The organism is Micromonospora sp., assembly GCF_048594385.1.
GTDB lineage: Bacteria > Actinomycetota > Actinomycetes > Mycobacteriales > Micromonosporaceae > Micromonospora > Micromonospora wenchangensis.
Map to the genome: position 1 here is coordinate 34,745 of NZ_JBMDWU010000056.1, position 13,472 is coordinate 48,216.

Sequence of the window (13,472 nt, forward strand, 5' to 3'; positions counted from 1 at the left end):
CGGGCGAGAACATGGTTCGGTGTCCCGGAATCAGGGGATCAGGACGACACACGCAGGTGGCTCGCACAGCACGGCGACGGGGGAGCTGATGGAATCGACACGCGAGTTATCCGCCGGACCTGACGGACCGGTGCCACCACATTCCGGCCGTGTCTTCGGTGGCAACTATCTCGCCTTCGTCACCGGCACCGGCCTGTCCTCGCTGGGCAACGCCGCCTGGTACATCGCGCTGTCCTGGACGTTGGCCACCACCGTCAGTCCGGGTCTGGCCGGGCTGCTGTTGGCACTGGCCACCATGCCCCGACTGGCGGTGCTGCTCTACGGAGGCGCCGTCGCCGACCGACACAGCCGCCGGAAGGTGATCATCCTCAGCGACGGGGCCTCCGCCGTGGTCATGATCGCTGCCGCCGTCACCCTGCTCGTCGGTGGCCCCTGGTGGGTGCTGCTGCTGGCGGCGGGGGCGATGTCGGTCACCGGCGCGTTCTTCGTCCCCGCCTCGGCCGCACTGAGACCCCAGCTCCTGGCAAGGGACGACCTCGTCCGCGGCAACGCCCTCTATTCCCTGGCGTTGCGTGGCGGGCAGGCGGCGGGAGGGCCGATCGGCGCGTACGCACTCGCGCTCGGCGGAGGACTGCTGGTCGCGCTCCTCAACGCCGTGTCGTACGTCTGCTCGATGGTCGCCGTCGCCGTCACCCGCCCGTACGCGACTCCTCGGGAGCAGCCCACCACCGGCGGCCTCCTGCGCGGTCAGGGCACGGCCGGCGTCCGGGCGGGCCTACGGTACGCCTGGCGTCACACCCAGCTGCGCTGGCTGCTGCTGGTGCTCTTTCTCAACGAGCTGAGCTGCGCCGGGGTGCTCAACGTCGGACTGGCCCTGTTCGCCCGTGCGCGCGGCCTCGACGAGGGTGGCGCCGGACTGCTCCTCACCGGATTCGCCGTCGGCTCGGCGGCCGGAGCTCTCGCCCTGATCGCGGTGCCCGCCCGTCGTAGCGCCGGGACGGTGTTCGGGGTGGCACTCGTGGCCCAGGCCGCGCTGCTCGCGGCACTGGCGACGGCGGCCTCCCTCGGCCTGGTGGTGACCATCTTCGTCGCGCTCGGCACCCTGCTCGGCGTGACCGCGAGCCTGGGGACGTCGCTGCTGCAGACCTGGTGTGAACCGGAGTACCGGGGCAGGGTGCTGGCGGTGCTGGCACTGGTGGCGTTCGCCGCGATTCCGCTGGGCAATCTGCTGATCGGCGTCCTGTTCGCGCATCTCGGCCTCGCCACGGCCCTGCTGGTCCATGCGGCGATCGCGGTCACCGCCACCGCCGCGTTCCTGTCCCGCCCCACCCTGCGTCGCGCCGGTCTGTAGCTGCGGTGCACGCGGCACCTCCCGGCCGGCCCCGGGCGGCGACCGCGAATCCCGGTGGCCATGTCGACCCGGCTGATGGATGATCGACATCTGGGTCGTTAGCTCAACTGGCTAGAGCATCCGACTGAGTAGCGCGTCCGCCCTCCGCTCGTGCGGCGATGGGTGCGCTTCCTTCTCCCTGTTGGATCGGAAGGTTCGGGGTTCGAGTCCCCGGCGACCCACTGCGCCCCCGGGCGCCACCACCCGCCAGAGCCGACCGGAACGGAGGAGCACGTGATCGAGAAGCTGATCATCCAGAAGACCCTGCGCGTACCGGCGAGCACGGCCGGGCCCGGAGACGGCACGCCGGTGGCCCGGCAGCTGGACGCGGCGCTGCTCGGTGTCGGGTTCTCGGCTTCGCGGGCCCTGCTGGAGCACCTCGGCGGCCTGGCCCCCGGGCCGGCGATGGATCTCGCCGCCACGGTCGTCTCTGCGGTACGCGAGCTGGTCGGCGACCACGTCCAGCACAACGCCTACTTCATCGGGTTCCCGCACGACGTGCCGGACACCGTCGAGTTCTGGGTCGACCGGCTGCGGGCGGCCGTGCTCACCGGCGGGGGCGCGGCGACCGACGCGCAGCTGCGGGACGCCGCCCTCTCGGGCGGGGTGAACCTGCTCGACCTGCCGGCCTACGGCACCTACCAGCACACCTACGCGGAGCTGCTGGCCGCGCACGACACGTTGGTCACCACGGCCGGTGACCGGGTGACCCTGCTGCATCTCGGTGACACCGCCGAGGTGGAGGCGGAACGGCTCTACCTGGCCCTGGCCGGCAGCCCGACGCCGCACGGCGAGGCCGACCTCGCGATCCTCGGCGAGCTGGCGGTGGCCTGCGCGGACGGCGCGCAGCCGGCCGAGATCCCGGTACGGGAGAACCGGGCCGTCCTCAACGGGATCCGCCTCGTCCTCGGCCGGCCCCTGGTCGGCGTGGATACCACGACCGACGTGCTGCGCCTCGCCTGCCAGGTTTCCGGCGGGGACGTCTCGCTGGCGGCACCCACCCGGTTTCGTGCCTTCCGCCGCCCGGAGCGGCGGATGCTGCTGGCCGCGCTGAACGAGGTCGTCGCCGCGCACCCGGACAAGCTCGGTGACGTCGCACGTTACGCGGAGCGCTGGAAGCGGCTCGGGGAGCGGCTGCACCCGCACGAGTACGACAAGTGGCCGCACGCGCAGGCGGTGTTCACGGTCGCGCGTGGCGAGCGGCGGGTGCACAACCTCGCCGGCCGGGCCGAGACGGCGATCCGTGCCGGTGCCATCGGTCCGGCCGCATCGGTGCTGTCGGCTGCGCCGGGCCTGCTCCTGCGCTCCGCCGACCGGCTGCTGCGGTTGGCGTCGGCGTCGGAGCGGACCGCGGTCGTCGACGCGGTCACCGGCGCGCTCGGCTCGGCATCGGGCCGGGTGCTGCTCTCGCTGCGGGAGCACGTCGACAACCGACTGACCCCCGCCTCGGCCCGGATGTATGCGAGCCGCTCCCGCACCGCGTGGGTTGGCCCCGACGAGCGGCCGCCGCTGCCGGCCGGGCTGGTGGCCGAGCTGTCGTCGCTGCTCGACGCCGAGATCACCGCCCGACTGCCGCAGTGGCACCGACCGCTGCTGGTGGATCCGCAGGTGCTCGACGTCGCCCTGCCGCTGTCCGGCAAGGCAGCCGAGGGCGGCTTCGCCGTCATGCCCAGGGGCTCACGGGCGTCGGTCTCCGGTGAGCTGCTGCGCTTCTTCGCCTACTGGCGGCAGACCAGCCGCCGAACCGACTACGACCTGTCGCTGCTGCTGCTCGACGACGACTTCCATGGTTCCGGTCAGGTGTCCTGGACGAACTACCGGCACGACGGCGTGGTGCACTCCGGCGACGTCACCGATGCGCGCGACGGCGCGACCGAGTTCATCGACGTCCCGCTGACCGTCGGCGGACGGTACGTCGTTCCGCAGGTCAACATCTATGCGGGCGAGTCGTTCGACGAGGTCGCCGAGTCGATGTTCGGGTACCAGACCCGGGCGCGGGACCAGCGCGGTGCGCCGTTCGACGCCCGGACGGTGCGGGCGCGGTCGCAGCTACGCGGCCAGGGCCGGGTGGCGCTGCCGATGGTGTTCGCCAGGAACGAGGGCGGCTGGCAGGCGGTGTGGCTGCACCTGTACCTGCCGGGACGGCCGTCGTTCAACCGGGTGGAGGAGAACACCTTCACCACGGCCGACCGGGTACGGGCGCTGATGGAGCGGCGGTACCTGACCGTGTCCTATCTCGTCGACCGGTGGCGGACGCGGGCCGAGGTGACGACGTGGGACGGTCGGCTGCCGGACGAGCCGGTCACCTTCGTCGGCATTGAGGCGCCGGAGAACCTGCCGGACGGATCGGAGGCGTTCACCCTGGGCCGACTCAACGAGTTGATCCCCGGGTAAGCTGTGACAGTCGAGGCCATGCGGGTGCTTCCTGCTGTTCCGTTCGATTCGGGACCTCCGCGCAAGCGGAGGATCTGGTATTCAGCCCCCGCGCTCTCCTCGACGTCCCCGATACGGCATCGTGGTCCGGTCGTCACTGCCCACGCCGCCCGGCACGACGTCCGGGTCCCTGCACGGCGACCGGCCCCGTGCAACCTCACCCGGGGCGGAACGCGCTCAGCGCGGCGAGGCGGCTCAACTCGCGGCGGGTCCGCTCGGGCGGCGGACGTGGGACGAATCTCGATCCAGCCGCCACCGCCCCCGTACGCCGACCCCCTCTTGCGCTGAGCAGCCCGGATGGCACCTGGTGCCCTCCGGTCGGAGACGCAGACCACCGCGGTGACGTCGCGGTCCGACACATCGGCCGGCTGCCGCCTCGTCGCCCGCCAACCCGAACAGTGTGCGTTCGGTGTACTCGCCCCGGTCGGTGCGCGACACCGGTGGGTCGAGCGCGGTGAGGGCGGCCTGCCGGGTGTACGTTTAACACGTTGGTTAAGTGAGAGGGTCTCGATGGTAGCCACCGATCAGCTCAGCGTGGTGTTCTCGGCGCTCGCCGATCCCACCCGACGGGCGATCATCGCCACGTTGGCCGCACGCGACGCCACGGTCACCGAGCTCACCGCTCCGCTGTCGATCTCGATGCCGGCGGTGTCCCGGCACCTGAAGGTGCTTGAGCGCGCCGCGCTCATCTCGCGGTCGCGGTCGGGCAAGTGGCGCGCGAGCCACCTTGAGGCTGGCCCGCTGCGCGAGGCGGCCGACTGGATCGAGCGCCACCGGCGTTCGTGGGACTCGTCCCTCACCCGCCTCGACGTCCATCTCGCCGCGATGCAGGCCGCTGAGCCGGCGGCGGACGACCATCAGGAGAGGGAATGAGACCGACGACGCCGCAGCTGGCGATCTCGCGTCTGTTCGACGCGCCGCGGAAACTCGTCTACCGAGCTTTCACCGATCCCGAGCACCTGGCGGCATGGTGGGGCCCGATCGGGAACTCACTGCCGCGCGACGAGATCGAGTTCGACGTGCGCCCCGGCGGATTTCAACGGTGGACCGAGGTCAACGCCGCTGACCCCGGCATTCGCGTGCACGTCCACATCGACCTCACCGACGTCGTCGACGGCGAGCTGATCGACGGTGTCATGCGCGTCAGTGGGCGGCTGCAGGAGGGCATCGAGCCGTTCGAGACGAGACTGCGCATCGAGTTCCACGACGACACGGACGGTCGGACGCGACTGGAGATCCGCCAGTGGCTCCCCGAACATCTGGCGCGGCCGAGCGGGGAGGGCTGGCGTCAAGCGTTCACCAAGCTGGACGCCAACCTGGTGAATGCGCAGCTGACCACCGAGAGGTAGGGGTATGGCCAAGCTGATCTACATGAACAACGTTTCACTCGACGGCTACATGGAGGACGAACGCGGCACCTTCGCCTGGTTGCCCATCGACGACGAGGTGTTCGCGTTCCACACCGAATGCCTGCGACCGGTGGGCACGTTTCTCTACGGGCGGTGCCTGTACGAGGCGATGGCCGTCTGGGAGACCGACCCCGCTCTGGCGGCAAGGTCGGACCTCATGGCCGACTTCGCCGGCGTCTGGCAGGGGGCGAGCAAAATCGTCTACTCCACCACCCTCACCGGCGTCTCCACTGCCGACACCCGGATCGAACGCCGTTTCGACCCCGCTGCCGTCCGCGGACTGAAGGCCACCGCCAGCAGCGACCTGATGGTCGGAGGCGCCAACCTCGCGGCACAGGCATTCAAGGCCGGACTGCTCGACGAGTGCGAGCTGTTCATCCTGCCCATCGTCGTCGGTGGGGGTAAACCAGGACTACCGCCCGGCATGCGCGCCAAGCTTGAGCTTCTCGAGGAGCGCCGATTCGGAAACGGCGTCGTACACCTGCGCTACCGCCCCCTCGGACGGTGAACGACGAGCCCTTCCGGTCGTCGCACGGCGTGGATCATACGGCGGCGAACGGTCAATCGGTCCCAGTAGGGCATCACCGGCCCGGCGGAGCTACGGCGCCGAACTGCCGTCCGACGGGTCCCGGACAGCTCGGGGACCGCCCCACAACGACGGCCTACCCGATCTGGCCTCGGCGAACGCGAGCCTCATCAGCACGACGAACGCCGCCTGGTGGAACTCCGGCGGAATGATCCCGGGCGGGATCGCCCCCGGGTGAAGACTGACGAGCCACCGCTGCACCAACGCCGCACTCTCATGTTCGTCGACGCCGGCGAACGCCTCGATCGCCCGTTCGTAGTGGCGTCGCACCCCCTCGGCCTGCCCCGTGTCGAGCAGGGCCAGGCAGAGAGCGAGCAGAGCCTTGCCCTCGCGGTGCCGGTCGCCGACCGCCCGGAAGATGTCGGCGGCCCGTCGATGGGCGACGACGGCGTCCGCCGACTGCTGCGCTGCCCGCAGGTTGTTGCCGAGGTTGTTCGTGGCGACGCCCTCGCCCTGCCGGTCACCGGCCTCCCGGTACGCCTGCACCGCTTGTTCGTAGGCGGCGGTGGCGTCGGCGAACCGTTCCGCGTCCTGCAGGGCCACACCGAGGTTGCTCAGCGCCGTGCCCTCACTGCCGCGGTCGCCGGTGTCGCGGTATACCTGGGCTGCCCGCGTGTGGGCGGTTGCCGCCTCGGCACACCGTCCGGCACGGCGCAGGGTCAGGCCGAGGCCGGTCAACGCCAAGCCCTCGCTGTGCCGGTCACCGGTCTCCCCGAAGAGTTCGACGGCCCGGGTGTGGGCGGCCACGGCCTCGTCGAACCGCTGGACCATCTGCAGCGCCGAGCCCAGATAGTGCTGGGCCTCGGCCTCGTGGTACCGGTCGTCGAGCTCGCTGAAGACGTCGACGGCCCAGGTGTGCACGGTGACGGCCCGCTCGTGCTGGCCCACCTCCTGCAGGTCCGCGCCGAGGTTGTTCCAGGTGATGCCCTCACCCTGCCGGTCCCCGGTCTCGCGGCAGATCTCGGCGGCCCGGGTGTGGGCGGTGATCGCCTCGTCGAAGCGCCCCACCGCCCGCAGCACCTGGCCGAGGTTGTTCAACGCCAGGCCCTCGCTGTGCCGGGCGTCGATCTCACGGTAGATGTCCAACGCCCGGGTGTGGGCGGTGATCGCCTCGTCGAACCGCCCCACCGCCCGCAGGGCCAGGCCGAGATTGTTCAGCACCATGCCTTCGTCGTGCCGTTCACCGGTCTGCCCGATGATGAGCTCGACCGCCCGGGTGTGGGCGGTGACGGCCTCGTCGGACCGGCCCGCCTCGTTGAGGGCCATGCCGAGGTTGTTCAGCGCCATGCCCTCGCCGTGCTGGTCCCCGGCCTGCCGGCAGATGGCCCGGAAGCTGTCGGTGACGGTGATCAGCTCGGACAGGTACCGACGGAACGACAGGAATATGTGCAGGAGGGAGGCCAGCCCGATGCTGGCCGTGCGGTGCCCGTGGACGCCCGCGGTCGTACAGACGGCGACCAGGTTGGGCCGTTCGGTCTCCAACCAGGCCAGCGCCTGCTCCCGGGTGGAGAAGGTGGCCACGACCGGGGGCGGTTGCATCTGCCCGGCCGCCCCGTAGGTGGTCTCGATCCGGGCCAGCGCCTCCTGTGGGACGGAGCTGGCGGTGAGCTCGGCGGCGACCGACGGAGGCTGCAGATGGGCACTGGCGGCGGCGGTGGCCCCGACGTAGTAGGTGAACAGCCTGGCGCGGGCGGCGTCCGGAGCATCGGCGTCGGCCGCCTGCTCCTGCGCGTAGAGCCGGACCAGGTCGTGCATCCGCCATCGCCCCCAACCGGGGCCGGCCTCGACGAGGTGGGCACGGGCCAGGTCCGTCAGGAGCGCTTCGGCCCGGTGCGCATCGGTGTCGACCAGACACGCGGCGGCCTCCGTGCCGACCTCCGGGCCGGGATTGACCGGCAGCAGCCGGAACAGGCGGGCCTGGGTGGGGCTCAGCTGCCGGTAGGACAGGTCGAACGCGGCACGCACCGCACGGTCCTCCCGGCTCAGCCGGTCCAGCCGGGTGTGCGCGGCGCGCAACGCCTCCGCGAGGGAGGCCAGCGTACGGGTGCCGGGGTCGGCCAGCAGACCGGCGGCGATGTTCAGCGCAAGCGGCAGGCCCGCGCACAGTCCGGCGATCTCGGCGGCGGCCTGCGGCTCGTCGTGCCCTCTGCTGTCGGCCGGGCCGCGCAGCTGCTTCAACTGGTCGGCCAGGAGCCGCACGGACGTCTCGACGTCCAGCACGTCGAGGTCGTGCAGGCGGGCCCCGACCGCCAGGGTGTGGCGGGAGGTGATCACCGTGGCGGTGCTGTCGTCGCTCGGTAGCAGCGGCGTCACCTGGGCGGCGGTGGCCGCGTTGTCGATCACCAGGAGCAGCCGCCGGTCCTGTGCGGCGTAGGCGGCCAGCACGCTACGGAACAGCGCGCTGCGGTCCTGCTCGCCCGCGGGGATGTACTCACCGGGCAGACCCAGCGCCTGCAACAGGCCGAGCAGCGCCGCGCCGGGCGACAGCCGCCGCAGCGGGTCGTAGCCGAACATGTCCACGAAGAGCACTCCACCGGGGAACCAGCCCGGCTGTCGTCGTGCCCGGGTGGCGGCCTGCACGACCAGTTCGGTCTTGCCGACCCCGGCCAGTCCGGCCACCGCCGACACCGGTCCCGCCCCGGTGCCCCCACCGGGTGCCAGCTCCTTGAGCAGCGACTCGACCTCGGTCTCCCGGCCGGTGAAGGACGTCGAGGCGCGGGGCAACCCGGCGGGGGTGACCTGCGGCGGCAGGGTCACGGTGATGGTGTGCCCCTGGATCACCGCGTTGAGGAACACCCCGCCCGTGATCGTGTTCGAGGTCGTCCCCTCCGTCCGCCGGCCGAAGAGCCGTCGTCCGAACCCGTCGCCCTTCACGTCACAAGCCCCGGGACGGGTCGGCCCCGTCGTCGCGGACCGGCGGGTCGTGCGGCTGCCGGACGATGTCACGGGCCTGGACGACCGGACCGTGGAACGTGCCGGTCGTGATCGTGTTGGTCACCGCACCGGCGACGGCCTCCGGAGGTGCGGGGGAGGACGGGCCGCCGACGGTCAGGTCACGGGCCTGGACGACCGACTGGGCGAACTCACCGCCCCGGATCGTGTTGTCGACCCGGCCGACCGGCCCGGTGTGCGACGCGGACCTGCGGGTCGCTGCCGCGGTGTAGGCGGTCAGCGCCAGCCCCAGCACGGTGGCGAAGATCCCGAGCGTGCTGGCCCACTTGTCGGCCTCCGTCACGCCCACGCGGGCGAACGCCACGCCGAGGCCGACCAAGCCCAGCGAGCAGACCACCCCGGCCGTCCACCCGGCGATCCTCCTGTTACGACGGGTCATCGTTACATTATCTACGGTCACCGCCACCTGCGGAACCGCAGCCGGGCCGGCGGCTGCAGGCGACCGACAGGACCCGCCACCGTCAACGACGCTGTGCCGTGATCAGGACGTACCCGGGAAAACCACCCGGGCCACGCTCGTGCGCACCCTCCTCGTCCCGGAACAGCCAGTTGGTGATGCTCGTGCCGTACAGCCGCGCGATGTCAGGGTGCAGACGGATGTACTCCCGAAGCTGCTCCTGCGCCGGGGGAGGGAAGACCGCGTGCTCCGTGACGTCCCGGATGTCGAGCACCGTGAACCCCGCCTCCCGCAGCAGCGGTGCGTAGTCGTCGATGTCGATGAGGTTGACGACCTCCGTCGGCTCGTCGTAACCGGGCCGGCGGAAGCAGTCGGCCAGGGCCAGCCGCGAGCCCGGCCTGAGCACCCGAGCCGCCTCGGACAACGCCCGCTGCTTGTCCGGCATGTGCAGCAGCGACTCGAAGAACCACGCACCGTCGAACGACGCGTCGTCAAAGGGCAGCTCCATCGCATCGGCGAGCTCGAAACGCACCCGGTCGGCCAACCCGCCCCGCTGCGCCCGTGCCGTGGCCTCCGCCACCTGACCGTCGCTGACCGTGATGCCGACGACCTCCACGTCGTACGAGCGGGCCAGGTCGAGCGCCGGACCACCCACCCCGCACCCCAGATCGAGGATGCGCTGACCCGACGCGGGCGTCAGCCGCTCGATCAGCCGGGCGGTGAGCCGTTCGGCCGCGGCGATCAGGTCGACCTGGTCGCCGTCGTCCGACCAGTAGCCGAAGTGCAGGTTCGCCGGCATCTGCGCCCCGACGAAACCGTCGTACATCTCCGCGACCCGGGTGGCGTTGTCGTCTGCTGTCGATGTCACCTACGGCCTCCAGTGTTCACTGTCGATCGGATCTGTCGGCCCGGCCCCGGGGGCCGTCCACATCCCGGTGGGTTCAGCGCGCTGGGAACAGGTCGGTGGCGGTGACCCGGATCGTGCCGGGCGCGTCCCGGGGGGTCGGCACGAGATGCAGATGCTGGGTGTCCGGCTCGTCCGGGCGGTCGCACCCGGTCGTGCAGGCGCAGGGATCGGAGGTGAAACCGGCGAACCGGTAGGCGATCTCCATCATCCGGTTGCGCTCCGTCGGGCGGAAGTCGGCCACCAGGTGGACGCCGGCCGCGAAGGCCCGGTCCACGAGCCAGTTCAGGATCACCGCCCCCGCCCCGAACTGCACCACCCGGCACGACGTGGCCAGGAGCTTCACCTGCCAGACGCCCTCCTGACGCGCCAGCAGCACGACCCCGACGGCCCCGTGCGGACCGAACCGGTCGGCCATGGTGGTCACCAGGACCTCGTGGCCCGCATCGTCGAGCAGCCGCCGCAGCGCCGCATCGGAGTAGTGCACGCCCGTCGCGTTCATCTGGCTGGTCCGCCGGGTCAGCTCCTCGACCCGGGCGAGGTCCCGGTCGGTCGCCCGGTCGATCCGCATCTGGAGGTCCAGCGAGCGGAGGAACTCCTGGTCCGGCCCCGCGAAGTCGCGTTGCACGGCGGTACGTCGGACGTTCGCCTGGTACATGCGGCGTCGCTGCCGGGCGTCCTCGGTGACCACCGCCGGGGTGAACTCCGGCCGGCGCGGTAGTCCGGGCACCTCCTCGTGGCTGTAGCAGCGCACGTCGGGCAGGTGGAACGCGACCTCGGCGCGTTCGGTGGGCTGGTCGTCGACGAAGGCCACAGCGGAGTACGCGAACCGCAGACCGTCGGCGATCCGGCGTACCGACTCGGACTTGGGGCCCCACCCGATCTCCGGCAGGAGGAAGTACTCCGCGACGTCCCACCGTTCCAGTTGCCGCCACGCGAGGGCGTGGTCGTTCTTGCTGGCGACCGACTGCAGGATGCCCCGCGCGTCCAGGGTGGTGATCACCTCACGTACCTCGTCGGGCAGCCGGAGGTCGTCGCCCTCCAGCAGGGTGCCCCGCCAGAGCGTGTTGTCCAGGTCCCAGACGAGACACTTCACCGGCTGGTCAGGCATCGGCCCTCCCCGCCGTGGCCAGCGCGTGGTCGGCGAGGATGAGCTGACAGATCTCGGTGGTGCCCTCGATGATCTCCATCAGCTTGGCGTCCCGGTAGGCCCGGGCCACCGGGCTCCCGTCGTGGGCGGCCCGGGAGGCCAGCAACTGCACGGCCGTCGCCGCGCCCCGCGCCGCGTTGCGCGAACTGACCTGCTTGGCCAGCACCACGGCGGCGACCAGCCCCGGATCACCGTCGTCCCAGCACCTGCTGGCGTGCTCGCAGGCACGGCTGGCCACCTGCTCGGCGACGAGGAGTTCGGCGAGGTGCCGGGACACGAGCTGGTGGCGGGCCAGCTCGGTGCCGAACTGGGAGCGGGCACGCACGTGGGTGGCCGACACCCGCAGACACTCGCGCAGGATGCCCACGCACCCCCAGGCGACGGACATCCGCCCGTAGAGCAGCATCGCGGTCACCAGCATCGACAGGTCGTGCCCACCGCCGCCGAGGATCGCGGAGGCGGGGAGGCGGACGGCGTCGAGACGGACGTCGGCGTGGCCCGCCGCGCGGCACCCCGACGGATGCGGGACCCGCGTCAGCCGGACCCCCGGACGGTCGCGGGGGACGACCGCGACGGCCGCCCCCGACCCGAACCGGCCGACGACGAGGATGAGGTCGGCGTAGGTGGCCGCCGTGGTCCACACCTTCTCCCCGGTGACCACGGCCTCGCCGTCGACGATCTCGATGCGGGTGGTCATCGCGCCCAGATCACTGCCGGCGTCGGCTTCGCTGAACGCCACCGCAGCGAGTTGCCCGCCGGTGAGCCGGGGCAGGTAGTGCCGCCGCTGGTCCGGGTCGCCGAACCGGCCGATGCTCCAGGCCGCCATGCCCTGGGAGGTCTGCACGCTACGCACCGAGCTGCACAGGCCGCCGGTGTGTGCGGTCAGTTCACCGTTGTCCGCGCTGCTCAGACCGAGCCCGCCGAACTCCACCGGAACCTGGGCGCACAGCGCCCCCTGCCGGCCCAGCTCCCGTAGCACCGCGACGGGCAGTTCACCGGCGAGGTCCCAGCCGCCGGCCCGGTCGCCGATGAGCGTGCTGGTCAGGTCGCGAGCGGTGGCGGTGGCGGTGGTGCGGCGTTCACCGGCCATGGTCGTCACGCAGCCGCCGCACCAGGGCCGCCATCGACCGCACCGAGCGGAAGTTGTCCAACCGCAGGTCCGCACCCAGCACGGCGATCTGGAAGGTCTGTTCGAGGTGGACCACCAGCTCCATCGCGAACAGCGAGTTGACCAGCCCGCTGTCGAACAGGTCCTGGCCGACCTCGACGGTGGTCCTGAGCCGGTCGGTGAGGTACGACCGCAACGTCTCCTCGGGGTCGAGGACCTCCGCGCTCTGCTCCGCCGTCACGACAGTACCTCCGTGTAGTCGTAGAAACCGCGGCCCGACTTGCGGCCGAGATGGCCGTCACGCACCTTCGCCGTCAACTGTTCGCAGGGCCGGTACCGCTGCTCGCCCGTGCGTTCGTACAGCGCCGCCAGCGAGTCCACCAGGTTGTCCAGACCGATGAGGTCGGCGGTGCGCAGCGGGCCGGTCCGGTGCCCGAGGCAGCCCTGCATGAGGGCGTCGACCTCGTCGGCCGTGGCGATGCCGTCCCCCACGAGGCGGGCCGCGTCGTTGAGCATCGGGTGCAGCAGCCGGCTGGTGACGAAACCCGGCGAGTCACGCACCTGCACGGCGCGTCGGCGCAGGCCCGCCAGCAGGGCCATGAGCGCGGCCACGGTCGCCTCGCCGGTACGCGGCCCGCGGATCACCTCGACCAGGTCGATCAGGTACGCGGGGTTCATGAAGTGCGTGCCGACCAGCTGGTGCGGTCGGGGCAGGGCCCCGGCCAACTCGTCGATCGGGATGCCCGAGGTGTTGGTGACGAGCGGGACGTCCGCGCCGACGGCCCCGGCCACCTCGACGAGGATCGCGGTCTTGACGGTGAGGTGTTCGCTGACCGCCTCGATCACGGCCGAGACCCCACCCAGTTCCCGTACGGAGGTGGCCGTCACCAGCCGGCCGGGTTGCCCGTCGGCCGGTGCCGCGTTCATCAGCCGGGCATGGCGCAGTTGGAGGGGAATCGTGTGGGTGGCCCGGTCGAGCGCCGCCGGGTCGTTGTCGACCAGCACCACCGGTCGTCCACTGCCGAGCACGGTCGTGGCGATGCCCGTTCCCATCACCCCGGCGCCCACCACGGCGACCGGCCGGCTGTCGGACCCGACTCCCATACGTGTGCCCCCGACCCTCGACGATCCTCGCCCCGAGCG

Annotated in this window: 12 protein-coding genes and 1 tRNA gene; 6 read left to right on the top strand and 7 right to left on the bottom strand. The window is 71.6% G+C overall.

Annotated features, from left to right (window positions below; all coding sequences use genetic code 11):
- Nucleotides 1–130 precede the first annotated feature (130 nt).
- The 6 genes from ACOJTC_RS02620 to ACOJTC_RS02645 all read left to right on the top strand — a co-directional run bounded on the left by ACOJTC_RS02620 (nucleotide 131) and on the right by ACOJTC_RS02645 (nucleotide 5,740).
- Nucleotides 131–1,351 (top strand): MFS transporter, encoded by a 1,221-nt coding sequence (locus tag ACOJTC_RS02620; RefSeq protein ID WP_420115589.1) that lies wholly within the window; start codon nucleotides 131–133, stop codon nucleotides 1,349–1,351.
- Between the two features lie 92 nt (nucleotides 1,352–1,443).
- A tRNA-OTHER gene (locus tag ACOJTC_RS02625) sits at nucleotides 1,444–1,572 on the top strand.
- Nucleotides 1,573–1,624: 52 nt separating this feature from the next.
- Nucleotides 1,625–3,784: a hypothetical protein gene (locus ACOJTC_RS02630; RefSeq protein ID WP_420115590.1), complete on the top strand. Its 2,160-nt coding sequence runs from the start codon at nucleotides 1,625–1,627 to the stop codon at nucleotides 3,782–3,784.
- 549 nt (nucleotides 3,785–4,333) lie between these two features.
- Entirely contained in the window at nucleotides 4,334–4,696 is a 363-nt protein-coding gene (locus ACOJTC_RS02635) for an ArsR/SmtB family transcription factor (RefSeq protein ID WP_420115591.1), read from the top strand.
- Nucleotides 4,693–5,172: an SRPBCC family protein gene (locus ACOJTC_RS02640; RefSeq protein WP_420115592.1), complete on the top strand. Its 480-nt coding sequence runs from the start codon at nucleotides 4,693–4,695 to the stop codon at nucleotides 5,170–5,172. Before ACOJTC_RS02635 ends, ACOJTC_RS02640 begins: the two co-directional genes overlap by 4 nt.
- A gap of 4 nt (nucleotides 5,173–5,176) precedes the next feature.
- Nucleotides 5,177–5,740 carry a dihydrofolate reductase family protein gene (locus tag ACOJTC_RS02645; RefSeq protein ID WP_420115593.1) on the top strand — a complete coding sequence of 188 codons (564 nt, stop codon included), beginning with the start codon at nucleotides 5,177–5,179 and terminating at the stop codon, nucleotides 5,738–5,740.
- A gap of 90 nt (nucleotides 5,741–5,830) precedes the next feature.
- Here the strand turns inward: ACOJTC_RS02645 and ACOJTC_RS02650 are convergent, their stop codons facing one another.
- The 7 genes from ACOJTC_RS02650 to ACOJTC_RS02680 all read right to left on the bottom strand — a co-directional run bounded on the left by ACOJTC_RS02650 (nucleotide 5,831) and on the right by ACOJTC_RS02680 (nucleotide 13,433).
- Complete coding sequence (locus tag ACOJTC_RS02650) at nucleotides 5,831–8,692, bottom strand: tetratricopeptide repeat protein (protein ID WP_420115594.1); 2,862 nt, start codon at nucleotides 8,690–8,692, stop codon at nucleotides 5,831–5,833.
- A 1-nt stretch (nucleotide 8,693) separates the two neighbouring features.
- Complete coding sequence (locus ACOJTC_RS02655) at nucleotides 8,694–9,149, bottom strand: hypothetical protein (protein ID WP_420115595.1); 456 nt, start codon at nucleotides 9,147–9,149, stop codon at nucleotides 8,694–8,696.
- Between the two features lie 82 nt (nucleotides 9,150–9,231).
- Complete coding sequence (locus tag ACOJTC_RS02660) at nucleotides 9,232–10,035, bottom strand: SAM-dependent methyltransferase (RefSeq protein WP_420115596.1); 804 nt, start codon at nucleotides 10,033–10,035, stop codon at nucleotides 9,232–9,234.
- Between the two features lie 73 nt (nucleotides 10,036–10,108).
- Nucleotides 10,109–11,182, bottom strand: coding sequence for an HAD-IIIC family phosphatase (locus ACOJTC_RS02665; RefSeq protein ID WP_420115597.1), 1,074 nt, complete (start codon nucleotides 11,180–11,182; stop codon nucleotides 10,109–10,111).
- A complete protein-coding gene (locus ACOJTC_RS02670; protein WP_420115600.1) occupies nucleotides 11,175–12,311 on the bottom strand; it encodes an acyl-CoA dehydrogenase family protein in 1,137 nt (378 codons plus the stop codon). Before ACOJTC_RS02670 ends, ACOJTC_RS02665 begins: the two co-directional genes overlap by 8 nt.
- Nucleotides 12,301–12,570, bottom strand: coding sequence for an acyl carrier protein (locus ACOJTC_RS02675; RefSeq protein WP_420115598.1), 270 nt, complete (start codon nucleotides 12,568–12,570; stop codon nucleotides 12,301–12,303). The genes ACOJTC_RS02670 and ACOJTC_RS02675 overlap by 11 nt, the downstream gene beginning before the upstream one ends.
- The gene (locus ACOJTC_RS02680; RefSeq protein ID WP_357933485.1) at nucleotides 12,567–13,433 is read right to left on the bottom strand and encodes a 3-hydroxyacyl-CoA dehydrogenase family protein; all 867 of its coding nucleotides are present in this window, start codon (nucleotides 13,431–13,433) and stop codon (nucleotides 12,567–12,569) included. Before ACOJTC_RS02680 ends, ACOJTC_RS02675 begins: the two co-directional genes overlap by 4 nt.
- Between the last annotated feature and the right edge of the window lie 39 nt (nucleotides 13,434–13,472).

What these genes read in the sequence shown, in the direction of transcription:
- ACOJTC_RS02635 (WP_420115591.1), top strand. Translation starts at nt 4,334, where the DNA reads ATGGTAGCCACCGATCAGCTCAGCGTGGTGTTCTCGGCGCTCGCCGAT.
- ACOJTC_RS02640 (WP_420115592.1), top strand. Translation starts at nt 4,693, where the DNA reads ATGAGACCGACGACGCCGCAGCTGGCGATCTCGCGTCTGTTCGACGCG.
- ACOJTC_RS02645 (WP_420115593.1), top strand. Translation starts at nt 5,177, where the DNA reads ATGGCCAAGCTGATCTACATGAACAACGTTTCACTCGACGGCTACATG.
- ACOJTC_RS02655 (WP_420115595.1), bottom strand. Translation starts at nt 9,149, where the DNA reads ATGACCCGTCGTAACAGGAGGATCGCCGGGTGGACGGCCGGGGTGGTC.
- ACOJTC_RS02665 (WP_420115597.1), bottom strand. Translation starts at nt 11,182, where the DNA reads ATGCCTGACCAGCCGGTGAAGTGTCTCGTCTGGGACCTGGACAACACG.
- ACOJTC_RS02670 (WP_420115600.1), bottom strand. Translation starts at nt 12,311, where the DNA reads ATGGCCGGTGAACGCCGCACCACCGCCACCGCCACCGCTCGCGACCTG.
- ACOJTC_RS02680 (WP_357933485.1), bottom strand. Translation starts at nt 13,433, where the DNA reads ATGGGAGTCGGGTCCGACAGCCGGCCGGTCGCCGTGGTGGGCGCCGGG.